A 23,615-nucleotide genomic window follows, 5' to 3' on the forward strand; every position below is an offset into this window, starting at 1 on the left:
AGGAAGGAATCAAATGCTCGAAGGATTGTTTGACGCCGACCGCTGGTCGACGACATTCCAAAACATGGGGCCCTTCTGGGAGGGCTTTGGCGTGACGATGCAGGTGGTCGTTGCCGGCCTGCTGCTGTCGCTGGTGCTGGGCACGCTGCTGGGCGTGTTCTCTACCACTCGTTCTCGCGTTCTGCGCGCCATAAGCCGCGTGTACGTGGAGTTTTACCAGAATACCCCGCTGCCCGTGCAGGTGCTCTTTATGTACATGGCCGGTCCGCAGTTTTTGCAGGCCATAACCGGTGCCGACCAGCCGGTGCGTATCGCGCCGTTTGTGCTGGGCTTCTTGGGCGTGGGCCTGTATCATGCTGCCTACATTTCGGAGGTCATCCGTACCGGTATCGAGGCCGTTCCGCGTGGCCAGATGGAGGCGGCCCAGAGCCAGGGCTTCACCCGTGCGCAGGCATACTGCTACATCGTGCTGCCCCAGACGTTCAAGATCATTCTGCCGCCGCTGTGTAACCAGGCACTCAACCTGGTCAAAAACACGTCGGTGTTGGCGCTTGTGGCCGGCGGCGACCTTATGTACCGTTCCGACAACTTTGTGAGTCTGTACGGGTACCTGCAGGGATACATCATCTGCTGCCTTATGTATTTCATCATCTGCTTTCCGCTCGCCATGCTGGTGCAGTGGCTCGAGCGCCGCTCCAAGGAGCGCCCGCGCGGCGTGAGCCTGGCCGAGCTGGGGCTCGACAACGTAGAGGAGGCCTAGCGCATGGAAATCTTCAACGCGACCAACCTGCTCTACATTTGGGGCGGCTTTGTTAAGACAATCGAGATCTCGGCGCTGTCGATCTTTTTCTCGCTCATCTTTGGCACGGTGCTGGCGCTCGTTAAAAGCTACGCGCCCCGTCCATTCCGTATTTTGGTGAGCGCCTATATCGAGCTGTTCCGTTGCACGCCAAACTTGCTGTGGATCCTGTTTATCTACTTTACGGTGCAGGGTTTGGACATTGTGATTTCGACCATCGCCTTTACGCTGTTTACCAGCGCTGTTATGGCCGAGATTGTGCGCGGCGGCCTCAACTCGATTCCACGCGGCCAGTTTGAGGCGGCGCAGAGCCAGGGCTTTGGCTTCTTTGCCACCATGCGCTACATCATTCTGCCGCAGACGTTTAAGACGATCATTCCGGCGCTGTTTAGCCAGTGCACGACTGTCATCAAGGACAGCTCGTATCTTTCGGGCATTAACGTGGCCGAGCTCATGTACACGGCAAACGTCGTGATGGCCCACGCGATCGACCTGTCGCAGGTGCTTATGCTCTACGGCCTGGTGTTTGCGATGTACTTTGTGCTCAACTTTGGTATCTCGCTGCTGGTGAGGGCATATCAACGTCGCATTGTGGCCGCATAGTCCTGCTTCCCCAAGCACGGCACCTTGCCCCTCAATCGTCGCTTGCGTACATTTAGTACGCGGCGCTCCTCTTTCGGGGCAATCTGCTGCACTTGGGAAACCAGGACGAAGGTGGGGGCAAAATGAATGTGACAAAGGGACTGTCCCTTTGTCACATAGAGAAAGGAATCGCGATGAGCGATCTGGAGAACAAGAAGAATCCTGTGGTCATTACCATCGCGCGCGACTTTGGCGCCGAGGGCCACGAGATTGGCCGCATGCTCGCCAATGAGCTGGGAATTCCGCTGTACGACAACGAGCTGCTGGTGCGTGCGTCGATGCGCGCGGGTGAGTCGCTCGATAAGATGGCCGCCTATGACGAGCGCCTGGCCGTGGAGAACATGGCGTTTCTGCCCGACCGCTACGATGCGCGTTCGTACTCGGACAAGTTGTTCCAAAAGATGAGCCAGGTGATTTTGGACCTGGGCGAGACCGAGAGCTGCATTATCGAGGGCCGCCTGTCCGATTACCTGTTGCGTAACAACCCTAATCACATTGCCGTGTTGGTGACCGCACCCTTTGAGGACCGCGTCGAGATCGTGCGCAAGAAGCGTGGGCTCAACAAAAAGAAGGGCGCCAAGCTGGTCAAACAGCAGCAGAAGGCACGCGAGGCGTTCTATAAGCGCTACAGCGCCGGAAAGTGGAAGATGACGAGTGGCAAGGATATCGTCGTCAACCGCGCCAAGCTGGGCCGCGAGGGCTGCAAAGACGTCATCGCCGCTGCCTACCGCTACAAGGTGGCTCAGCTCGAAGGCTAGCCGACCAAAAGCCATCACAAAGGGGATAGGCACCTTTGTGATGGCTTTTGTTTTAGGCGGAGGGGAAGGCCTTGGTGAGACCGGCGCGCGTCTGCGTGTCGGTCTTTTGGTAGATAGAGCTCAGGTGGCGCTGTACCATGCGCATCGAGATACCGAGTTCCTCGGCGACCTGCTTGAGCGGGCGTTCGTCTTGGGTTACAGCCATGAGCACGTCGACTTCGCGCGGGGTGAGGGCGTGGTTGGTGATGAAGGCCTGACGCTGCTCCTCGATGGTGGGGGCGGCGAGTGCTTCTTCTGCCAGCTGCTCGCGTTCGCGCTCCTGCCCGGTTTGGGGTAGACGGAACAGGCCGGCTGCCACGAATGCCGCGCAGGCGGCGACGAGCAAGACGAGTGCACCGATCAGGATGAGGGCAACGTTGCCCGAGGTCACGAGGGTAAGCGAGATGCTCGATGTAGTGAACGCGCATACGTTGTTGGCCGCGCGACCCATGCCGGCCCATAAGGCGGGCGCGTGCATGCGCGGCGCTAGCTGTGTAAACGTGGTGGTGAAGAACGTGACGAAAAAGCCTGAACTCAGGTAAAAGACGATGAGGCCCAAGTTGGGGTCGGCGCCGGCTTCCACGGCCAAGATCGAAATGCTGGAAAGCACCGTGACGCCGAGCATGACGAGTCCCATATAGCGACGCTCGGCAAGGTCAAAGATGATACCGGCAAGCAGACCGCTCGCTGCCAAAAAGAGGCGTGGCCAGGTTTGCACGGCAATGGTGCCGTGGGCGTTTGAGAACGTGACGACGTTGTCGAGGGTGGAGAACAAGCAGGCGAGAATCATGACGAGTGCGATGCTCCAGCACGCCTGTTTGGCGAGGGCGCGTGAGGGCTCGGCTAAGGGATTGATGGTGCGACTTGCGCCCCTGTCTGTCGCTTGGGGAGCGGCGCTGAGGGCGGAGATGACGATCGTCGCCGTGCCAAGAACGATGAGCTCCGCGATGCCGCCGCAGTCGAGCAGGTTGATCGCGAACTGCATCAGGATGCCTGCGGCATAGGCCGCTCCGGCGCCGGTGGCGAGTTTTGGGTCATCTTGGAACGCCATCGAGAATGCGTGGTGCGCCGCGGCGCCCAGTAGGCCGAGTCCGAGGAATGCGAGACATCCCAGAATCTCGAGCGCAAGCGGGCTTGTGGGGGACTGGACCTGGGTCAATCCCAGGATGGCGATGGGAACAGCGGCGTTGGCGGCTGCCAGTGAGTGGCCTTTGCGCTGTGCGAGCCCGAGCAGCGGGGCGTACCCGATAAAGCCGAGCACGCTCGCACCCAGAATAAAGCCCTGTGCGATTACAACGCGTTCGGCATCGGCGAGCAGCCCGACGTTGACGTCGAAGCGAAACTCGGCGGCAAGGAAGGCGAAGGTGAAGAGCGCGAGTGCCAGAAGCGCGTTGATTTTAGACTTGCTCAGGTTCAAGGACGGTCCTTTGGGTGGACGAATAATCGTGTCCTCGATTGTAGCGTTCCCGGGACGAGTGCGGCGATGGCGAAATCATATTGAATTAAATCGCAGGTAGAGTCCCAGGTTCGCATCTACGAACCTAGGTATACGGAGTCATTTGACACATCTTGGTGCTACAGGACCACCACAAAGGGGACGGGCACCTTTGTGGCGGTATGTCCCTACGACCAAGGAGGGCGTTATGTGCGGAAGCCACTTTGATGAGCAAACTCAGCATGAGCGCACCTGCTCGCTCATTCATGGAACTTGGCGCTGCGCGGGCGTGAGGATTGCCGGCGTTGGTGCGTGTGCGCTTATGGTTGGCCAGCTGTTGCTGCCGAGCGTGGCGCTGGCGACGGAATGTGCCGATCCTGTCGCTGCGGCGGACGAGGTTGCCGCAGCTCCGGTGACGCCGACGGTTGCGGAGGATACGGCGGCTCCGGCGCCGGTACCGGTGGCCCCGGCTGCGCCGATGACTGACGCGGCTCCGGTGGCGCAATCCACGGCAGAACCTCAGCAGGCTCAGCAGGACGCATCAGCGGCAACGGCGAACGATGCGACACCCGCTGAACAAAACACCCCCAGCGACAACGCCGCCACTCCGGCAATCGACGCCATCATGCCCTGTGGCGTGACCGATGTGACAGGCGGGAGCGGCGTTAGGGTCAATACGACCGTGGTTCCCCACTACACGGACTGCGTGCTTCCGAGCAATGTCACACTCGAAAAGGGCCAGTCGTATACCTATGATTTTCCCGATGTTGAGGGCGGCATGCCGGATAAGCCGCTCTGCGAACTTGTCGAAACAAAGTACTACCGGGCCGATGCTGTTTCGGGCACCCTGGCTGAAGTCCAGGACACATCTATGTCCGATGTGACGGCTCACTTTGAGCCTGTTGGCGATCACATGAGGCTGACGCTGACCTTTACGGGTGGCGCGGCAGGCGGCTCGTATCGACTCACGCGCAATGAGGTTCTTTATATTGGCGCGGCACTGACGTATACCGGAACTGACTATGGCACCGACTATGAAGGTGACAACAGCTACGCGGGCAGCTCGATTACCCTCAACGAAACCAGGGACGACTATTACCTCCGCTACGCCATCAATAGCGAAATTACGCTTGATGCATCGGAAAACGAAGCCCTCGAGAATCTGAACGTCAACGACGTGAAGACCGACTACGCGCCCGGCGAGGCACCGCGCGCGACCGCGACGATCCCCGCTGCCGATGCCGACAAGTACGAGATCGCGTATGAGTGCTGGGAGGAGATGGATGGCAGCGACCCTGCGGAGCTCAGGCCCGTTGCCTTCTGGTATTCCGATCCTGCCAAGTATCCGACGGGCGCGAGGAGGATCGAGTACTTCGAAGAGGGCAAGTTATACATGTACTCCGTTGAGCTGAGGCTCAAGGGCGACAATACCGTGGCCGATGACTGCGAAATGAACGTCAACGGCCGTTGGGTGCCCCATATCAAGACCGCCAACGGTGTCTTCGCGCCAAACGCTGACAATATGCTGTGCGAGGCTCCGATTGATGAGTGGCGGGCAATCGATCTTATCGAGATTAGCGGTGCCATGACCACCTTTAAGGCGGGCGACAGGCCGGTCTTTACGGCGGGTACTCCGGCGGGTTCCGACTCTATTCTCCAGTGCGAGTTCTGGACGGGCAGCGACGGCAGCGAAGTAAATTCCGTTGAGTTCTGGGACCAGCACATCACCAACCACATCGACGCCTTTAAGCCTGGCGTGACCTATCGCTACGGCATCTACCTCAAGTCCGCACGCGGTTTCTACTTCACGCCCGACACCAAGCTGGTGATCAACGGCCAGGAGTGCGGCTACCAGATGGACGAAGCGAGTGTGGTTGATCCCGAGAGCGGTTGGATCTACACGCTATGGCTGAGCACCAACCTGACGTTTACGCCCGAGGCCACGCCAGCCCCGGTCGATCCCGAGAAGCCAGCGCCGCAGCCTGAGGTGAAACCCGAGACCAAGCCCGCGACAAAGCCGGTCGCGACAACTACCCCGACCAAGACGGCTGAGAAAGCCACGCCGGCCAAGAAGCCCGATATCGCTCTAGTCGCCACGGGGGATACCACCGCGATGACGGTTGCTGCCCTGGGCATCGCCGGTGCAACCGTTGCCGCGGCCGGCATCGCCGCGACCAAGCGCCGCAAGCGCTAGGTTTTTGGTGGCAGCGCCCATCCTCGGATTTTGCAAGATCTCAATATGTAACACCAAACTGCCCAAAACGGTTCTAGATGTTACAGATTGAGATGAGCCGAATGGCCGTCAATCTAACGTCTTGATCTGTAACACCAAGCGGGGGATTTGACCTCTAACTGTTACAGATTGAGACAAACTGGCCGGCCAAGTCCAGAACCGCCACAAAGGTGCCTGTCCCCTTTGTGGCGGTTTGCGCAGGTAGAACGGTAGGTTCGTATATATGAACCTACCGTTCGCTTTGTTTTTGGACAACGATTACGCTGGATGACTTTTGGTTTGCAGGAAAGGAACGACCATGAGGTGGACTGCTGTTCGAGCGCTTTGCCGCCGCCTGACCGTTGTCGCGGTGACCCTCACCATGGTGACGGGTTCGTTGCCCGCGGGCGCGTTTGCCGAGACCCTCACCACCGACGGCACTTTTGTGCAGACGGATAACGGCCAGGCAGTCGACGCCGCCCCCGCCGATTCGGCTGACGCCCAAACGCCAGACTCTGCTTCCGCCGACCCCGCGCCCGATGCCGGCGCTGCCGACCCCACAGTGCTCGATACCGGTGACACCCCTACGCCCCCGGCTTCCGAGATTGCATCGGCGGCGGGCCTGACGGGCGCCGGGCAGACCGAGAGCACACCTGCGGGTACGCTCGCCACCGATCTTGTCGAGGGCAAGGAACTCGCCGAGCAGCAGAAGCAAGAGGAGGCTTCCGGTGCCGAGGCAACCTGGAACGAGAAACTTGAACTCTGGGCAACCTCTAAGGGCGCCACGGGCGTAAAGGGCGAAGACGACGATGGCTACATGGCCGGCGAGCAGACCCCCGCGCAGTACTACTTCTCGATCGATAGCCTCACCAACGAAATTTCTATCGAGTATGGCGACGCGGGCATTACCACGTTGGAGGTGCCCTCGACCATCGACGGCAAGCATGTCGTAAGCCTTACGGGTATGGGAAGCGCTGCGCTCACATCGATTACCTTCGCTTCGAATTCGCACGTCCGCTCGGTTGGCGGCTTGGGCGGCAGCAGCATCAAAGAGATCGCACTGCCCGATTCGGTTGAGGAGTTGGGCTGGAATGCGTTTACCGGGAGCAAGACACTTCAGACGGTGACCTGGCCCAACAACGCGGCCTTTACCACGATTCCCGAGCAGGCCTTTGAGGGCTGCGAGCAACTTGACGACAATGTGGTGGCAACGCTGCCGCCTTCGGTTAAGACTATCGACTATCGTGCCTTTGCCAATTGTGGCGTGCCGCAGTTCCATGTCTCGGACACAACGGTACTCACCTTTACGCAGATCAACGTGCCGGGCACGGTGGAGCGGATTGAGCGCTATGCCTTTGACGGGTGCTCGCATGTGTCGTCGGTGACGATCGGCGATGGCGTCAAATATATCGGAGCGCACGCGTTTACTTACCTCGATCCCGCGCTGGCCGGTAAGGAAATCGTTGTGCCCAAGAGCGTGCAGTCGATTGATCTGGAGCCGTTCGACAACACGCGTAATACCAGCAGCGCCGGCACCTCGACCACCAACCACAATGCGGTGACCCTGCGCGTCATGAATCCCGACATCAAGCTCGAAGAGGCGGGCCTGTACACCAACAACGTGACGATCGATGGCGTCGATTACCTGATGCCTTTTAGCGAGGGCCAGACCATCTATGCCTATGCGACGGACTCGGCGGGCAACCCCTCGATGATCAAGAAGATTGCCGATGCCGTCGCCGATCGCATGGACTCGGCCGACCCAACGCGTCCCGCCTATACCTTTGAGTGGATGGGCGAGGACGCCCAAATCACGGGCAAACTTCCCCAGGGCGCGGCGGCCGTGCTCGTGCAGGCGGGGCAGTCCACGCCGTTGACGGTTGGCGATGACGGCTCCGTTGCTGCCGACGTCCTCTCCAAGACGGCAGCAACGCTGCGCATTTCGCTCAGCGGTTACTATGACATGGTGCTGGCGCGCCCGGGCGACCAGATGACGGGCACATGGAATATCGGGGAGATTAAGGCGGAGGACTTTACCAAGATTCCGGCTTCGCGCGCGATTGAGCTCAACGTGGGCTATCTCGAACCGGTCGCAGGTCAGGATAAGACCGAACGCATTGAGCTCGATAGTCTCGATAACATCGATTTGACGGTGAAGAGCGGCGGCAAGACGCTCAAGCCTGCCAAGGGCGACAAGGAAAACGACTACCGCATCCAGGGCACAGTGCTCGTGGTGTCGCAGGCCATTGCCGACGCGGACCAGGATCTGGAGATAACGCTCGAGCCCAAAGACAGCCTCAAGCTGGGTGGGGCGACGGCGACGGTGAAGCCTTCGGTCGGCAAGGTCGATATCGACTTGAAGCCCTGGGGCACGGCGACGGTCACGACCAAGGGCGACTACCAGGGCGCCAACCGCGTGCTGGTGTTCCGTACGTCCGACGGTAAGCTGGTCGCCGACGGCGTCACCTATTTGATGGGTTACGAAGACGATGGCACCACGCCTATCATGAAGGCCGAGACGCCGCGCCTTAAGGCCGGTTCGTACACCATCATCGCCTTTAACAAGACGAGCTACGACATCCAAGCGACGAGCTATTCCACGTTTAGCCGCCTGGGACTGACCGTGGGTAAGCATATCGCGCAAAAACAGGTGAAGATCGAGGACGGCAAACGGCTCGACGTGACGCTCGACGTGCCGACGTTTGACGTGGAGACCTATCGTGCCGAGCGCGGGCTGACGGCAGGCTCGGTTATCGCTGATTCGTCCGCGGTCGTTGGCGTGGAGACCGAGCTGCGCATTCATTACGAGCTCAAGGACAGCCAAGCTGCCAAGATTGAGATTCCGCTGGCCAAGGATGCCGTCGAGGATGTGTCCGCAGGCGCTCGCGAAGCCGGCGCCAGCTCCGATGCCATGTGGGCTGACACAACTTGGGAGGGCGACAACCTCGTTCTCGATATGAAGAAGAGCGCGGGTGCCGATGTGTTTGTGCGCTTTAAGCCTAAGTCCTCGGGCATCTATGCCGTCTCGCCGCTCATTACGCTGGGTGAGGTGACATTGCCGCTGGGAAGCACCACACTCGAGGTTAGCGGATCGCGCATCGAGGTCGACAGCACCGACGTTCACAGCTTACTGGGCAATGTGGCCTACGTTTATGCGGCACCGGGCAAGAGCGTGCAGCTCACCGTGGGGACGGGCTCGTTGGCTCCAAAGTACACCGGCAAGACCAATAAACTCGGCCGTGCCAAGATTGAATACGACCTGCCGCAGGATACGCTTGCCGCCGAGCGTGTGACGCTCGAGGCGCGCGTGGGCTCGACCGATGTTGCCGCCGCTGCTGCCGAGGTAACAGCTCGCAATTATGTGCGCTATATTCCGGGTGCTTCGGTCTGGAGCTTTGATGTGACGTATCGTGGCGGTACGCAAAACTTGGTCAAGGACGGCAAGGACACCGGCAAGAGCCTGTGGACCTTCCATCATCTGCCACAAAAGAAGAACGCCTACTGGACCTTTGACATCACGCTCGAGGTGGGAAACGAAGAGGCCGCCGATACGCTCGACCTGTACGTGGACTGCGTGGATGGCAAGACGGTGACGATTCCTCTGACTCAAAAGTCGCGCGAGGGCACCCGTGTGCGCTATGTGGCGGAGTATGTGGACGAGGGCTACCTTAAGCTGCTCGACGAGTTTAACAAGGCGAATGACTCGACCTATGTGAACTGCGGCAACTTTGAGCAGATCTTTATGCCGCAGACCTACCGCATCTCCAATGCCCAGCTTATGACCATGCTGAGTTTTGACGCCAAAGCTTCGGCCAAAAAGCATTCCGCTGCGGCCGAGGAGCGCCAGCAGGAGTTCTCGAATGCCGTGCAGCAGTGGCACGAGTATATGATGGATAACTCGTTTAATGATGTCGACAAGGCCTTTAACGACGCGATTGACCGGATGGTCGCCGATGCGTTTGCCGAGGAGGACGAGAACGGTAAAGAGGACGAAGCCCAAGGTGGAGCTGCCCGCAAGGCTCGTCGCGCCCCTGCCGCCAGCGACGGCGAGGGCGATGATGCTGGCAACGAGGAGGCCGCGCAGTTTGCGGCTGAGCTCAAGGCCGCGGTCGGCGGGTCGGCGGCGCTGCTGACCCAGCAGGGCGACAGCTATGGCGTCAATGTGGACAAGATGATCTTTGAGGATGCTTACGGCACCAGCGAGGATTGGTATCAGGAACTCGCGGCGGCCCAGGGTGCGAACCCTGCGGATGCGGCCGCCATCAAGGAGCTCGTCGACCATGCATCGCGAGCGGAGTTTATCGCCCAGCAGGCCGAGGATCTGGTGGGCCAGTCGATGGGTATCGGCCGGCTCAACCAATACGGAAGCTGGAATGACGCAACCGCTGCGGCGCTCAACAAGTGTGCGGGCATTAAGGCCAGCGAATACAACGGCCAGTCGACGAGCGGGTTTAACGATTTGGGCCAGGCGCTCGGCAGCTCGCTGAGCTACAAGGCGGCTGACGACGATACCATCAAGGGCTTTAAGGTCGCCGCGCCCGATGGCGAGCAGACGGCCTATATAGAGTCGGAATTTATCGAGAACTCCAATAACAACAAGAACCAGGCGCTTCTGTTTAACTCGATCGCCATGCAGTGCGATATTCTGGACAACCTGTACGACAACTGGGATGTGGTCCATAGCCTCAACAACTCCAAGGTGCGCGGATGGCTCATGGCCTGGAAACGCAACGGCGACGTGAGCGCCCATATGAAGCTCATCCGCACGATCCGTTCGCTCAAGAGCTATAAGATCGAGTGCGAGATGTTCGGACAGGTCTTTAAGACCGATGCGTGGAAGGCGGCCGGACAGGCGTTTCCCGCGGCGACCCAGGGCATCGGCATCTTTACCGGCATTTACGGCGTGAACGATGCCAGCAAGAACTGGGAGAACGTGAACGTTCGCATGCAGAAGCTGAAGGGCGAGCGCGAGGGCTATGAGCTTCAGCATACGCGCTTGCTTGCCAAGCCCGAGAAGACCGAGGACGACTGGAAGTGCATTTACGCGCTGCGTGACGCCATGGAGAAGGCGCGTGCGTTTGAGGATCTGCTGTATCGCCAGCTCTGCCACGATAGTACCGATGTGGCGGTGGGCTCTATTATGACGATCGCCGGCGTGCTCACGGCTGGCTCGGCGGGTACTGTGGTGGGCGCCGCCTATGACGCGGCCTCGACGAGCGTGGGCTCGGAGCGCGCGGTTAAGTTGACCAATGCCGAATGCGCCTACGATGTTGCCTGCGAGCAGGTGGAGCGCGCGTGCCAGAATCGTATTACGGTCAACTGGGGCGAGCTGACCGATGCCGAGGTCTACAAGGCCAACAAGGATGGCTTGATCTCGGACGAGAAGATGCAGTCGATCTTCGAGGCGCGTTATCGCAATGTGGCTGCCAAGGCAGCACCCGACCCTGCGGGCGTGGTGTACGAGGGTCTGCTGTCCAATACGGTTGAAGGTGCGACGGTTGAGCTGTGGAGCGCCGACGATGCGGCCGGTACCAATGAAGTGCGTTGGGATGCCGAGGAGTATGAGCAGGACAATCCGCTTGCAACGGGTGCGGACGGTGCGTACAACTGGAATACGCCGACCGGCTGGTATCAGGTGCGCGTGACCAAGGGCGGGTATGAGGAAGCGCGTTCCGCTTGGCTGCGCGTACCGCCGATTCAGACTGAGGTGAACATTGGCTTGGTGTCGACGGCGGCGCCCGAGGTGGCTTCGGCCCATGCCTATACCGATTGCATCGAGGTTGAGTTTGCGCAGTATATGGATGCGAGCGACGATGCCCTGGTCGCATTGTGCGCGCAGGGCTTGGGCGACGTGACGTATACGTGGCTCGACAAGCAGGACGATCCCAATGGCAAGCCGCTATCGCGCGTGCTGCGTATTCGCTATGCCGATGCGTGTGAGGCGGGCTCGACGGTGGCGCTTGAGCTCGACGGTGCTCGCAACTACGCCGGCACGGCCATGGAGCGCTGGGCAAGTGGCGAGCTTGTCGTGGGCGTTCGTGCCGACAAGCTCAAGCTCAACGTGGAGCAGGCCGTGACCATGCTTGAGGGCAGTGACTTTGAGCTGGTGGCGCACGTGACCGATAAGGCGGGCAAGCCGTTTGCGGGCGCCAAGGTTAGTGTTGGGCTGGAGTCCTCGGCTATCTGCTCTGTCGATGCCACCCAGGCCGTGACGGGCGAGGACGGCGCGGCGACGTTTGTGCTGCATGGTGCTCTGCCCGGTTTGACGACGTTGACGGCGGCGGTTGACGGCACGGCGCTGTCCAAGCAGGTCGACGTTCGCGTGTCTGCCGAGGCGGTGCGACCGGCGCGACCGGTGGCGACGATTGGTGCGACGACGTTTGGTGCATGGTCGCCCAAGGAGAACTACATTACGGTGCCCAAGGGTACGAAGCTAGAGCTTTCGGCCGAGGATGGCACGACGATTTGGTACACCACCAACGACACCTGCCCCTGCCGTGACGAAGGCCGCGTAAAGTACACCGAGCCTATTGCGCTCGATAGCAACATGTATGTGCGCATTGCGGCACAGCGCCCTGGCATGTCGTACAGCGAGTATTCCGAGCGTCTGAACATTACGATTACGGTGACCGATGAGGCGGCGCCTGAGCCGACGCCCGAGCCGACGCCTGACGGCGGCGGGCAGGGCGGCGGTACGGATGGCTCTGGTGGGGCCGGGGTCCCTGCGGGCAGTTCGACTTCGACGACGACCACGGTGACGACGGAAAAGTCCAAGGGTAAGGGCAAGAACGGCAAGAAGTCCGGCGGCACGGAGCTTGCCAGCACGGGTGACTCCGCCGTGATGACGGTCGCCGCCCTAGGCATCGCCGGCGCAACCGTAGCTACCGCCGGCATCGCCGCGACCAAGCGCCGCAAGCGCTAGGTTTTGGCGGCGGCGCCCATCCTCGGCTTTAACAAAATCTCAATCTGTAACACCGAGCCAGATATTTGGACCCCAAGTGTTACAGATGGAGATGAACTGTTCGGCCGCCAACCTAACGTCTCGATCTGTAACACGTAGCGAGGAATTTGGTCTCTAACTGTTACAGGTTGAGACAAACGTCGGAATCGGTTCGCCGGCCAGGCCCTCAACCACCGCAAAGGTGCCCGTTCCCTTTATGGTGGTCGGGCGGCTGGCATAGAAAAAAGTCCCCGCCGGGCGTGTGCCCGACGGGGACTTTGCCGTTTGGTGGCTAGCGCTGCAGGTGGTTACTCGCCCAGCAGGCTCTTGGTGATGGAAGCGGCGGCCTTCTTGCCGGCGCCCATCGCCAGAATGACCGTAGCGGCACCGGTGACGATGTCGCCGCCGGCCCAGATGCGGGGATCGGTGGTCTGGCCGGTCTCCTCGTCGGCAACGATGTAGCCCCACTTGTTGAGCTCCATCTTGCCGCCGATCTTGGCAGCGAAGGGGTTGGCGTTGGTACCGATAGCCGAGATCGCGACGTCGCAGGGGATCTCCTCGATGGCGCCCTCGATGGGCACCGGGCGACGACGGCCGGACTCGTCGGGCTCGCCGAGCTCCATCTTCTGGACCTTGACGGCGCACACGGAGCCGTCCTCGCCAGCGACAAACTCGAGCGGGGAGACGAGCGGCAGAACCTCGACGCCCTCGGCCTTAGCATGGTGCAGTTCGGCGCGACGGCAGGGCATCTCGTCCTCGGTACGACGGTAGGCGATGATGGCGTGCTCGGCGCCCAGGCGCTTGGCGGTACGGACAGCGTCCATAGCCACGTTGCCGCCGCCAAAGACGACGACGTTCTTGCCGTGCTTGGTGGGGGTGTCGTACTCGGGGAACTTGTTGGCCTTCATCAGATTCACGCGGGTGAGGTACTCGTTTGCGAAGAAGACGTTGGGCAGGTTCTCGCCGGGGACGTTGAGGAACTTGGGCAGGCCAGCGCCGGTTGCCACGTAGATGGCGTCGAAGCCCTGCTCGAACAGCTCCTCGGCCGTGGCCATGTTGCCCACGACGGAGTTGTACTCAAACTTGACGCCCATGTTCTCCAGACCGTCAATCTCGCGCTTGACGACTGCCTTGGGCAGACGGAACTCGGGGATGCCATAGACCAGCACGCCGCCGCCGGTGAAGAAGGCCTCAAAGACGGTGACGTCGAAGCCGTTACGGGCGAGCTCGCCGGCGCAGGTGATGCCGGACGGGCCGGAGCCGACGACGGCGACCTTCTTGCCGTTCTTGGGAGCCATCTTGGGCGTGGAGGCGAGCTCGGGGCGGTCACCCAGGAAGCGCTCGAGCTGGCCGATGGCCACGGGCTCGGACTTCTTACCACGGATGCACTTGCCCTCGCACTGGTTCTCCTGCGGGCAGACGCGACCGCAGATGGCGGGCAGCATGGAGTCCTCGCGGATGGTATCGAGGGCGCCGCCAAAGTCCTTCTCGCGGATCTGCTCGATAAAGCGGGGGATGTTGATGTTGACGGGGCAGCCCTCAACACAGAACGGCTTCTTGCAGTTGAGGCAGCGCTCGGCCTCGGCCAGCGCCATCTCCTCGGTGAAGCCCTTGTCGACGGGGCGGAAGTCGCAGGCGCGCTCGGCGGCCGGCTCCTCGTTATCGGGGGTGCGGGGCGACTTCATATCGGCAACGAAACGACCGTTAACTAGTGGCATGCGCAGCTCTTTTCCTCATAGGCCTTGAGGGACTCGCCCTCTTCGGAACGGTAAGCGGCCTGGCGGGCACGAAGGTCATCCCAGTCGACCAGGGTGGCATCGAAGTCGGGGCCGTCGACGCAAGCAAACTTGGTCACGCCGCCCACCTCGACGCGGCAGCAGCCGCACATACCGGTGCCGTCAACCATGATGGGGTTGAGCGACGCGGTGATGGGGGTGTCGTACTTCTGGGCGGTGAGGGTCGAGAACTTCATCATCGGAACGGGGCCGACGCAGAAGACCTGGCTCACGGCCTTGTCCTGCAGCAGGCGCTCCAGCGGAGCGGTGACAACGCCCTGCTCGCCGTAGGAACCGTCGTCGGTGGTGATGTGGATGTGGTCCTCGTCGAGGAGCTCGCGGAACTGGTCCTCCATGAGCAGGAGGTCCTTGGTGCGAGCGCCCATGATGGCGTGCACCTCGTGGCCGGTCTCGACCAGGTGCTTGGCGACCGGGAAGGCAATTGCCAGGCCGACGCCGCCGCCAATGACGGCGCAGGGGCCCTCGGCCATCTCGGTGGGAACGCCCAGCGGGCCCACGACGTCGCGCAGCGACTCGCCGGCCTCGTAGGTGGAAAGCATCTCGGTGGTCTTGCCGATCACCATGAAGATGAACTCGACCCAGCCCTCGTCACCGTTCCAGCCGGCCAGGGTGAACGGGACGCGCTCGCCCGTCTCGTTGGCGCGAACCATGAGGAACTGTCCAGCGTGCGCATGCTTGGCGATTGCAGGCGCCTCGATGCGGAACTTGAACACCTTCTCCGAGAACTGCGTCTTCTCCAGGATCTTATACATAGAACCCCTCTCTTGTTAGGGCAACCGAACCGTGCCTCCACGGAAATGGACGGCAGCCCGAATAAAACCGTACGCGCACAGGCGTTGTGCAGACATACGGTGTAAATTATACCCTCATGGACATGTTGCTTACGTGTATCTTTGGCAGGCGGGAAAAGTGATCTAGCACAAAGAGGCAGGTTTATTTTGGCGGGTTTTATCAGATAAAACGACAAAAGGGGCCGGCCTTGCACATCGGTGAGGCCGGCCCCTTTTGGGGTGTTGGGTATGTATGTCGGCACAGGGTTTATTGCGATGCGGCCGCTGCGGCGTTTTCGCATATAAAACCTGCCAAAATAAACATCCCTTTTTGGTAGGTTTTAGTGCTTGCCGTTGGCAGAGGCGGAGCCGTTGACGTGGTCGCGGGCATAGATTACGCCGTGCACAATCGCCAGGCCGGCGGCGTCGGCGGCGCGGGCGCAGGTGTCCTGGAAGTCCTCGGCCTCGCGGGCGCGCAGCTGCTTGAGCACGTAGTCGGCGACAGCCATCTTGCCGGGAGGGTTGCCGATGCCAGTGCGGATGCGGCTAAAGTCGCGGCTGCCCATCTTGTCGATGATGGAACGCAGGCCGTTGTGGCCGGCGTGGCCGCCGCCCACCTTGACGCGCACGTCGCCGGCGGGAATGTCGAGCTCATCGTGGATTACGAGCAGCTCCTCGGCCTTGATTTTGTACTCGCGGCAAAGCTTGGAGATGGGGCCGCCCGAGGTGTTCATGTACGACTGCGGCTTGACCAGCACAATCTGGCGCTTGCCGTCCTCTTCCTCTGGATCGTTGATGTTGATGAGCGCGACCTCGGCGCCGGCCTGGTTTTTCCAGTACGTGACGCCGGCCTGACGCGCCAGCTCGTCGATCGCCTTAAAGCCTGCGTTGTGGCGGGTCTCGGCATACTCATCGCCAGGGTTGCCAAGTCCGGCAACCATGCGAATCTTAAGCGGCTGTGCAGCTGCCATGTGCTTCCTTTCATCGATTTGTCGCCTGCTATGGTGAGCGACCCCGTTGCTGCTGTCAAATGGAGGGTGATTGAGGCCGCATGAGGGCGTTTGGACAGTCGTCAGAAGCCGGGATGGACAGTTAGTTCAGATTTGTATAAACCAAGAGATCTTTGACTGCCAAAATCGGGGCCACGGAACTGTCACGGCGCTTTGGGGAGCACAATTTGTGCTATTTCAGATCTTTTGAGTCTTCAAATGAGGTGATTGGCGCCGGGATGGCGGCAAACTACCTCGAAATGAGCCGTCTGTTTATACAAATCTGAACTAACTGTCCAGCCATGCTCGGTAACACTGGGTAAAAGTCTTTTAGACCGGCGCGAGGCCGATTCCGGCCCGCAGGGCGTTGAGCCAGGCGGCCTGACGCTTGCGATAACCCTTGATGCGGTAGCGGAATCGAACTCCCGCAAGTCGATGCATCGTCTGGGCGAAGGCTTCGAGTGCAACAAGGTCCTTCATTTGGTCACGATTGATAACCAGGACGTGGATACCCATGGCCTTAAGGCCATTGTTGCGATTGCCATCGTGGATGCGAGCGTTTTGAAGCTCATGTCCAATTCCGTTGTATTCGTTGTCGACTCCGGCGGCTGGGCAATATAAGTCGCAGATGGCGTAGGGGATGCCCGAGGACATGTTGACCGCAAGGGTGTCGAAATCGATTCGATAGTTGAGCAGCAGGCCTCCCATGGGCAGGCTGCAACACCCGAATCCGCCAAAGCGCATGGGTGCGCCCAGGACAGCGAACATCAATGATTCCGCTGGGGATGCGGATCCGGCCCGGGCGAGTTTGATAGCTGTGCGAAACGAGGCGTAGGAACTACTTTTGGCAAACCGTGCGACCGCCTCGAGCTCTTCGATGGTTGTGGCGGGCTCGCATTTGTAGTGCGCCTGTTCGTAGCGGGTTTCGGCTTGCTTTTCGGGTGTCGGTTGGTCGCCCTGGCAGTCGAGATCGTCCATCGTTTCGAAGCTGTTGGCCTCGGGCCACGTGTCGTCGTAGGCGATGGGGTAAGTTGCTTCGGGCGGAAGTGAGTAGGTTCCGAGCAGTTCCATGAGAAGCATCAAGGTTTTGGCAACCGATTCATTTTTGGAACAAAGCATGGCCGTCATGGCGGGAGACGTTGCGTAGATGTCGGCTTCGATGTGCATGATCGCGCCCTGGGGGAGAGGGGCGGTGATGGTGTGCTGGAGGAGCCGTCCGTCGGGTCGTCTGTTGCTGCCGCTCGCAACAAAGAGGTCTAGACGCTCGGAGTCGTCTTCGCTCCAGGCGTCAAGTATTGCAAGGGCCGCAAAGTCTATGGCGTCCTTGTTGGGAACGCAACCTACGAGGGCTTGTGTCTGTTGCTCGTCATCGATGGCGTCCCAGGGAAGGGCGGAGTACGCCCGTCGAGCGCGGCGAATTGCGCGGAGGGCGGAGAGGTGTGAAATTACGGTTGTCATAGCTATAAGGTACTAAGCCGTTGGCGAAATGATATGGCCGTGCCGTTCTTTTCGCTCAAAGGGGCGTCGCGCGCCGCGGGCGGTAACGACATCATACGGAATGCCTTGGAAAAGTGGAGAATGGAGTGATGGGTTGGCCCTGGAGGCATCTACCGAGATGGGTGCTGGACAGTTAGTTCAGATTTGTACAAGGTGACCGGGGTGTATTGCCGTTGTTGAAGGACTCGGTGGGCAAAATGGGGCCAATGGCATGGTGAAGAGATCCATAGGTGGAGGAATCGAGTGGAATTATGCCGGCAAGAGAGCTTTCGACGCATTAAATGGCCCAAACGAATGCCACATTAATACAAATCTGAACTAACTGTCCAAGGCGGGTTGTCGAGGGGCAGAAAAAAGGGTCGGAAGCGAGCCTCCGACCCTTCAAAAACACCAGAGATGATGCGATGCGCGCTGGATTACAGCGCGAAGTCGCCGCCGACGAGCGTGGAGACGGGCTCCTCGTGGTAAACGGCAGAGATGGCCTCGGCGAACTCCTCGGCGACCGAGATGGTCTTGATCTTGCCGCCAACCTCGACGGGGATGGCATCGGTGACGAGGCACTCGACGATGGGGGCGTCGTTCAGGCGCTCGATGGCCGGGCCCGAGAAGATGCCGTGGGTGGCGCAGACGTAGATGTCGCCGGCACCCATGGCCTTGAGCTCCTTGACGTTGGCGCACAGGGTGCCAGCGGTGTCGATCATGTCGTCATTGATGATGCAGGTCTTGCCCTTGATGTCACCGATGATGCCCATGACCTCGGCGGCGTTGTGGCGCGGACGGCCCTTGTGGGCGATGGCGAGGCTGCAGCCGAGCATGTCGGAGAGCTTCTTGGCAGCTTTGGCGCGACCCACGTCGGGGGAGACGACAACCAGGTTGTCGGTGTCGAAGTGCATGTCGTTGTAGTACTGGCCAAACAGCGGCAGTGCAGACAGGTGGTTAACCGGGATATCGAAGAAACCCTGAATCTGGCCCTGATGCAGGTCGAGGGTGATGATGCGGTTGACGCCAGCGCGCTCGAGCAGGTTGGCGACGAGGCGGGCGGTGATGGGCTCGCGCGGGCCGGCCTTGCGGTCCTGGCGGGCATAGCCGTAGTGGGTGATGACGGCAGTGATGGAGCGGGCGGATGCGCGCTTGGCAGCGTCGGTGGCGATGAGCAGCTCCATGAGCATGTCGTTGACGTTGCCGCCGGCCACGGACTGAATCAGGAAGACGTCGGCGCCGCGGACGGTCTCGTCGTAGCGGGCGTAAATCTCACCGTTGGCGAACTGCTTTAGCGTAAGGCCCGAAAGCTCGACCCCAAGGTAATCAGCGATCTTCTGAGCGAGGGGACGGTTGGAGGAACCGGAATACACGCGGATGGACTTGCGCATATTCTCCGACTTCTCGGGATCATTAATCGGCATTACCCTTCTCCTTTATACATCGAATGCCATATAGATGCCTTGTTGCATTGTAACCGCGTGGCGGGGTTTATGGGGTCTTGATAACGTCTTTACCGTCAACGGACACGAACCGACCACTCATCGGTCGCGCAGGTCAGCATAGAAAAAGGAGCCATTCCCATGGGAACAGCTCCTTAGATACTTGGTAAAACGTTATACCTCGTCGTCCTCGTGCAGACGGCGGCGATAATCGGCGGCCCAGCCCTCAATATTTACCTGACGGGCGCGGCCCAGGCCGAGTGCGTCAGCCGGGACCGGCTCGGTGATGACGGAGCCGGCGGCCACGAGCGCGCCGTCGCCGATCTGGGCGGGCGCGACCATCATGGTATCGGAACCGATGAAGGCATCCTTGCCGATGACGGTCTTGTGCTTGTGCACGCCGTCGTAGTTGCAGGTGATGGAGCCCGCGCCCACGTTGACGCCGGAACCCATGGTGGTGTCGCCGATGTAGGACAGGTGCGGTACCTTGGAGCCCTCGCCGATCGTGGACTTCTTGATCTCCACGTGTGTGCCGGCCTTGGAGCCATCGAGCATGTGGGTGCCCGGGCGCAGGTAGGCGCGCGGGCCGCAGTCGACGCCGTTCTCGATGACAGTCTCGATGGCGATGGTCTCATCGATGGTGCAGCCGCTGCCAACAGTGGTGTCGGTGAGGCGGCTGTTGGGGCCGAGCTGGCACTCCTCGCCCACGGTGACGTGGCCGATCAGGTGCGTCTGCGGCCACACGACGGTGTCGCGGCCGATGACGGCGTCGGGGCCGATCCAGGCCTGCGTGGGGTCGATGAAGGTAACACCCTCGGCCATCCAGTGCTCGTTGATGCGGTCGCGCGCGATAGCGGTGAGTTGCGCGAGCTGGATCCGGCTGTTGACGCCCAGGCCGTCGCGGTAGTCGTCGCAGTGGAAGATGGAGACTGCCTGGCCGTGGCCCTTGAGAATCTCGAGCATGTCGGGCAGGTAGTACTCGGACTGCGCGTTGTCGTTGCCGATCTCGCTGATGTGGGCGGCGAGCTGCGCGCCGTCGAAGGCGTAGCAGCCGGCGTTGCACTCGAGCAGCGTGGCGGCCTGCTCGGGCGTGCAGTCCTTCTGCTCGATGATGCGCTCGATCTGACCGTCGGCGCCCAGCTTGATGCGGCCGTAGCCAAAGGGATCGGGCGGGGTCATGGTCATGACGGTGCAGGCGAGCTCGCCGGTAGCGACGGTCTTCGCGAACTTGGCGACGGTGTCGGCGGTGATGAGCGGCAGGTCGCCGTTGAGCACGACGACGGGGCCTTGCACGATGCCGCATGCCTCGAGCGCGACCTTTACGGCATGGCCGGTGCCCAGGCGCTCGGTCTGTTCGACGCACTCGACCTTGGTGGCGCTGTTGGCGTAGGCGCCGTCGATAAGCGCGCGCATCTCGTCGGCGTGGCTGCCGATGACGACCACGACGCGGCTGCAGCCGGCCTTGATGGTGGCGTCGACGATCCACTGGACCATGGGCTTGCCCAGGATCTTGTGCGAAACCTTGCAGTGGTTCGACTTCATGCGGGTGCCCTCGCCGGCGGCGAGGATAATTGCGGTTGCGTCCATGTGATCTCCTGTTACGTTATAGAGACGTGTGTTTGGAAACGATACACGGCGCAATATGATACCGCAGGCATATGATGAGCGCGTAACGATTGGCGCATGGCGGCCGATGTCGGTTCCGCCGGCGTGACGTTTGCACTGGTTGTGCATGGCAGCGGCACTGCGGCGTTGGCGTTTGAGCGAGGGGATGGGGGTGTCCGTGGATATCATGCGAGAGGAATCGGGCAACGAGCCCGTCGCGGCATTCTCGATGTCGCATCCGGCGGTGACGGCGCTCTACATGGTGCTGACGCTGGGGCTCACCATGTTCTCGATGCAACCGGTGCTGCTTGCGCTGTCGCTTGCGGGCGGGCTGGCGTATGGGTTTGCGACGCGCGGCGTCGCACGCACGTTGGGGGCGCTTCGCTGGCAGCTGCCGGTGATTTTGATTATCGCGGTGCTCAACCCGTTATTTAGCGCTACGGGCTCGACGGAACTGTTTCGTATTGGCATGCGCGCGGTGTATCTGGAGAGTATGGTATACGGCCTGTGCATGGGCGGGCTGTTTGTGGCGAGCGTGCTGTGGTTTGAGGCCGCGGCGTCGATGCTTAGCTACGACAGGGTGCTTGCGCTTTTGGGTAACACCGCGCCGGTGATCGCGCTCATGATCTCGATGTGTATGCGGCTTATCCCGCAGTTTTTGCGTCGCGGTCGCACGGTGCTGGCGGTGCAGGATGCGATTGAAGTGCCGGGCCGCGCGCCGGCCGACCCCGTGCGTTCGCGCCTACGGGCATCGAGCGTGTTGATGGGCTGGGGCATGGAAGATTCGCTGGAGCGTGCGGACGCCATGCGCTCCCGTGGGTGGGGCGCCGCGGCGCGTCGCACGACGTACGCGCGGTATCGGCTGGCGCGCGGCGACGTTGCCGCGCTGGTTGGGCTTGCGCTGTTTGGCGTGGCCACGGCGGCAGTGGCGTGGACCGCGACGATGCAGTATTCGTTTTACCCGCAGCTTTCGGTGCCGGCGCCGTGGCCTGGCTATGTTGTATACGCGACCTGGATGGCGCTGCCCTGCGTGGTGCATGCGATTGACGAGAAGAGGTTTGGCTGATGGCTCGGTTGGACGGGAGCATCATGGCGGACGCGGTGTGCGGCTCGGATATACCGGCGATTGAAGTGCGGGGCCTGCGCTTTGCCTACCCCGGGGCCGAAGTGCCGGTGTTCGAGGAGCTCGATTGGCGTGTTCCCCAAGGGACGTTTGCGTTGCTTGTCGGTGGTACCGGGTCGGGCAAGTCGACATTACTCTCGTTGCTCAAGCCCGAGATTTCGCCGGCGGGCGAATGCTCCGGCGAGCTGCGTATGCTGGGCGAAAGCGTTGCCGACATGGACGTTCGCGCGTCCGCGGAGCGCGTGGGCTATGTGTTTCAGGACCCCGAGAACCAGATTGTGTGCGAAACCGTGTGGCACGAGATGGCGTTTGGCCTGGAAAACTTAGGCATGTCGCGCGACGAGATGCGTCGTCGCGTGGCCGAGACCAGTTATTTCTTTGGGGTGGAGGATTGGCTCCACCGCGATACCGATACGCTTTCGGGCGGACGCAAGCAGCTGCTGTCGCTGGCAGCCGTGCTGGCGTTGCGCCCTCGCGTGCTGCTGCTCGACGAGCCCACGTCCCAACTGGATCCCGTTGCCGAGAAAAATTTTCTGCATGCGCTGTTTCGCGTGAATCGCGAGCTGGGCTGCACGGTTGTTGTGGCAACGCACCAGCCGCGCCCGATGCTCGAATACGCGACGTGCGCGTATCGGATTGAGGGCGGGCGCGTATGCGAGATCGCTGACATCGCCTCCTTGGGGCATCGCGAAGAGCTGTTTTCTGGCGAGGTGCCAGGGTGGGGTGGCTCGTGGCGTGCAAAAAACGGAGTTTTCAGCAGCGCCAGTGGCCGGCCGGGCTATTTGGACCCGCGCGTGGGCGCTCCGGGCGCAAAAAAAAGACCGAAATCGGACAAATCGGCTGAATTTGAGGCGCAAATCCTGTCGCAAGACGACTCGGGGGCGCCGTCGTGCGCCGGTGGATGCCGAATACTCCCAAAAATGCACGCTGGGTCGGCTACCACCCTGGCAGGGGGCTGGTTTCGCTACGATCGAGCGTCCGGCTGGGTGCTGCGCGGGCTCGATGCGTCGTTTTCGGCAGGCGCGGTGCATGCTGTTGTGGGCGGTAACGGCTGCGGTAAGTCGACAATGCTTTCGGTGCTGGCCAAGACGGTCAAGTTGCAGCGTGGGCATATGGAGCGCGGGGCGGCTTCGGCGGCACTGCTGCCTCAGAATCCCAAGGCGCTGCTGGTTGCCGAGACGGTGCGCGAGGAGCTGATGGAATGGGCTTCGACCTGCGGATATGACGAGGCTATGGCGCGAGAGCGCGCGACGAGTCTGGGATTGTCCGGCTTGGATGGGCGCCATCCGTACGATCTTTCGGGCGGGCAGCGCCAGCTGCTTGCGTTGGCAAAGCTGCTGTTGATTGGCCCCGAGCTGCTATTGCTCGATGAGCCCACCAAGGGTCTGGACCTGGCCAGCCGTCGCATCATCGCCCGCGCCCTGCGCGACCATGCGGAGGCCGGCGGTACCGTCATCATGGCAACGCACGATCTGGGTTTTGCCGAGCAGGTTGCCGATGACATTGCCATGATGTTCGACGGTGAGATTGCCTGCATGGAGCCGCCCGCCGACTTTTTTGCCGACAATGTGTTTTATAGGGCGTGATGG

At 61.0% G+C, this 23,615-nt stretch carries 14 protein-coding genes; 7 read left to right on the forward strand and 7 right to left on the reverse strand.

Going from position 1 to position 23,615, the window contains the following annotated elements; all coding sequences use genetic code 11:
- Positions 1-13: 13 nt before the first annotated feature.
- The 3 genes from ACTM86_RS03255 (at position 14) to ACTM86_RS03265 (ending at position 2,199) form a co-directional block, all read left to right on the forward strand.
- Positions 14-760 carry an amino acid ABC transporter permease gene (locus ACTM86_RS03255; protein WP_441015254.1) on the forward strand — a complete coding sequence of 249 codons (747 nt, stop codon included), beginning with the start codon at positions 14-16 and terminating at the stop codon, positions 758-760.
- A 3-nt stretch (positions 761-763) separates the two neighbouring features.
- The gene (locus ACTM86_RS03260) at positions 764-1,402 is read left to right on the forward strand and encodes an amino acid ABC transporter permease (RefSeq protein WP_055285379.1); all 639 of its coding nucleotides are present in this window, start codon (positions 764-766) and stop codon (positions 1,400-1,402) included.
- 173 nt (positions 1,403-1,575) lie between these two features.
- A complete protein-coding gene (locus tag ACTM86_RS03265; protein ID WP_427717988.1) occupies positions 1,576-2,199 on the forward strand; it encodes an AAA family ATPase in 624 nt (207 codons plus the stop codon).
- A 52-nt stretch (positions 2,200-2,251) separates the two neighbouring features.
- On the opposite strand, the gene ACTM86_RS03270 is transcribed toward ACTM86_RS03265, so the two are convergent.
- Positions 2,252-3,655, reverse strand: coding sequence for a helix-turn-helix transcriptional regulator (locus tag ACTM86_RS03270; RefSeq protein ID WP_441015256.1), 1,404 nt, complete (start codon positions 3,653-3,655; stop codon positions 2,252-2,254).
- A 226-nt stretch (positions 3,656-3,881) separates the two neighbouring features.
- Here ACTM86_RS03270 and ACTM86_RS03275 point away from each other — a divergent pair, with 226 nt between their 5' ends.
- Together ACTM86_RS03275 and ACTM86_RS03280 are read left to right on the forward strand one after the other, a co-directional pair.
- Entirely contained in the window at positions 3,882-5,867 is a 1,986-nt protein-coding gene (locus ACTM86_RS03275; RefSeq protein ID WP_441015258.1) for a hypothetical protein, read from the forward strand.
- A 337-nt stretch (positions 5,868-6,204) separates the two neighbouring features.
- Positions 6,205-12,807 carry a leucine-rich repeat protein gene (locus ACTM86_RS03280; protein WP_441015260.1) on the forward strand — a complete coding sequence of 2,201 codons (6,603 nt, stop codon included), beginning with the start codon at positions 6,205-6,207 and terminating at the stop codon, positions 12,805-12,807.
- Between the two features lie 326 nt (positions 12,808-13,133).
- Here ACTM86_RS03280 and gltA read toward each other — a convergent pair whose 3' ends face one another.
- The 6 genes from gltA to glmU form a co-directional block, all read right to left on the reverse strand.
- On the reverse strand, positions 13,134-14,543 hold the full coding sequence (gltA, locus tag ACTM86_RS03285) for an NADPH-dependent glutamate synthase (RefSeq protein ID WP_441015262.1): 1,410 nt from the start codon (positions 14,541-14,543) through the stop codon (positions 13,134-13,136).
- Positions 14,534-15,373 (reverse strand): sulfide/dihydroorotate dehydrogenase-like FAD/NAD-binding protein, encoded by an 840-nt coding sequence (locus ACTM86_RS03290; RefSeq protein WP_006235793.1) that lies wholly within the window; start codon positions 15,371-15,373, stop codon positions 14,534-14,536. Before ACTM86_RS03290 ends, gltA begins: the two co-directional genes overlap by 10 nt.
- Positions 15,374-15,732: 359 nt before the next feature.
- The gene (gene pth, locus ACTM86_RS03295) at positions 15,733-16,362 is read right to left on the reverse strand and encodes an aminoacyl-tRNA hydrolase (protein WP_195838564.1); all 630 of its coding nucleotides are present in this window, start codon (positions 16,360-16,362) and stop codon (positions 15,733-15,735) included.
- Between the two features lie 348 nt (positions 16,363-16,710).
- Positions 16,711-17,547: a hypothetical protein gene (locus tag ACTM86_RS03300; protein ID WP_441015264.1), complete on the reverse strand. Its 837-nt coding sequence runs from the start codon at positions 17,545-17,547 to the stop codon at positions 16,711-16,713.
- A 746-nt stretch (positions 17,548-18,293) separates the two neighbouring features.
- A complete protein-coding gene (locus ACTM86_RS03305) occupies positions 18,294-19,280 on the reverse strand; it encodes a ribose-phosphate diphosphokinase (RefSeq protein ID WP_441015266.1) in 987 nt (328 codons plus the stop codon).
- 192 nt (positions 19,281-19,472) lie between these two features.
- The gene (gene glmU / locus ACTM86_RS03310; protein WP_441015268.1) at positions 19,473-20,885 is read right to left on the reverse strand and encodes a bifunctional UDP-N-acetylglucosamine diphosphorylase/glucosamine-1-phosphate N-acetyltransferase GlmU; all 1,413 of its coding nucleotides are present in this window, start codon (positions 20,883-20,885) and stop codon (positions 19,473-19,475) included.
- Between the two features lie 205 nt (positions 20,886-21,090).
- Here glmU and ACTM86_RS03315 point away from each other — a divergent pair, with 205 nt between their 5' ends.
- Positions 21,091-21,969, forward strand: coding sequence for an energy-coupling factor transporter transmembrane component T family protein (locus tag ACTM86_RS03315; protein WP_441015392.1), 879 nt, complete (start codon positions 21,091-21,093; stop codon positions 21,967-21,969).
- A gap of 23 nt (positions 21,970-21,992) precedes the next feature.
- Positions 21,993-23,612 carry an ABC transporter ATP-binding protein gene (locus ACTM86_RS03320; RefSeq protein ID WP_441015270.1) on the forward strand — a complete coding sequence of 540 codons (1,620 nt, stop codon included), beginning with the start codon at positions 21,993-21,995 and terminating at the stop codon, positions 23,610-23,612.
- Positions 23,613-23,615 lie beyond the last annotated feature (3 nt).

The sequence above is a fragment of the Collinsella sp. HCP3S3_E11 genome, assembly GCF_052067375.1.
Classification (GTDB): Bacteria; Actinomycetota; Coriobacteriia; order Coriobacteriales; family Coriobacteriaceae; genus Collinsella.

Bases quoted from the DNA above. Each gene is read 5' to 3' on its own strand.
- ACTM86_RS03255 (WP_441015254.1), top strand. From the start codon at position 14: ATGCTCGAAGGATTGTTTGACGCCGACCGCTGGTCGACGACATTCCAA.
- ACTM86_RS03260 (WP_055285379.1), top strand. From the start codon at position 764: ATGGAAATCTTCAACGCGACCAACCTGCTCTACATTTGGGGCGGCTTT.
- ACTM86_RS03265 (WP_427717988.1), top strand. From the start codon at position 1,576: ATGAGCGATCTGGAGAACAAGAAGAATCCTGTGGTCATTACCATCGCG.
- ACTM86_RS03275 (WP_441015258.1), top strand. From the start codon at position 3,882: ATGTGCGGAAGCCACTTTGATGAGCAAACTCAGCATGAGCGCACCTGC.
- ACTM86_RS03280 (WP_441015260.1), top strand. From the start codon at position 6,205: ATGAGGTGGACTGCTGTTCGAGCGCTTTGCCGCCGCCTGACCGTTGTC.
- gltA (WP_441015262.1), bottom strand. From the start codon at position 14,543: ATGCCACTAGTTAACGGTCGTTTCGTTGCCGATATGAAGTCGCCCCGC.
- ACTM86_RS03290 (WP_006235793.1), bottom strand. From the start codon at position 15,373: ATGTATAAGATCCTGGAGAAGACGCAGTTCTCGGAGAAGGTGTTCAAG.
- pth (WP_195838564.1), bottom strand. From the start codon at position 16,362: ATGGCAGCTGCACAGCCGCTTAAGATTCGCATGGTTGCCGGACTTGGC.
- ACTM86_RS03300 (WP_441015264.1), bottom strand. From the start codon at position 17,547: ATGCACATCGAAGCCGACATCTACGCAACGTCTCCCGCCATGACGGCC.
- ACTM86_RS03305 (WP_441015266.1), bottom strand. From the start codon at position 19,280: ATGCCGATTAATGATCCCGAGAAGTCGGAGAATATGCGCAAGTCCATC.
- glmU (WP_441015268.1), bottom strand. From the start codon at position 20,885: ATGGACGCAACCGCAATTATCCTCGCCGCCGGCGAGGGCACCCGCATG.
- ACTM86_RS03315 (WP_441015392.1), top strand. From the start codon at position 21,091: ATGCGAGAGGAATCGGGCAACGAGCCCGTCGCGGCATTCTCGATGTCG.
- ACTM86_RS03320 (WP_441015270.1), top strand. From the start codon at position 21,993: ATGGCGGACGCGGTGTGCGGCTCGGATATACCGGCGATTGAAGTGCGG.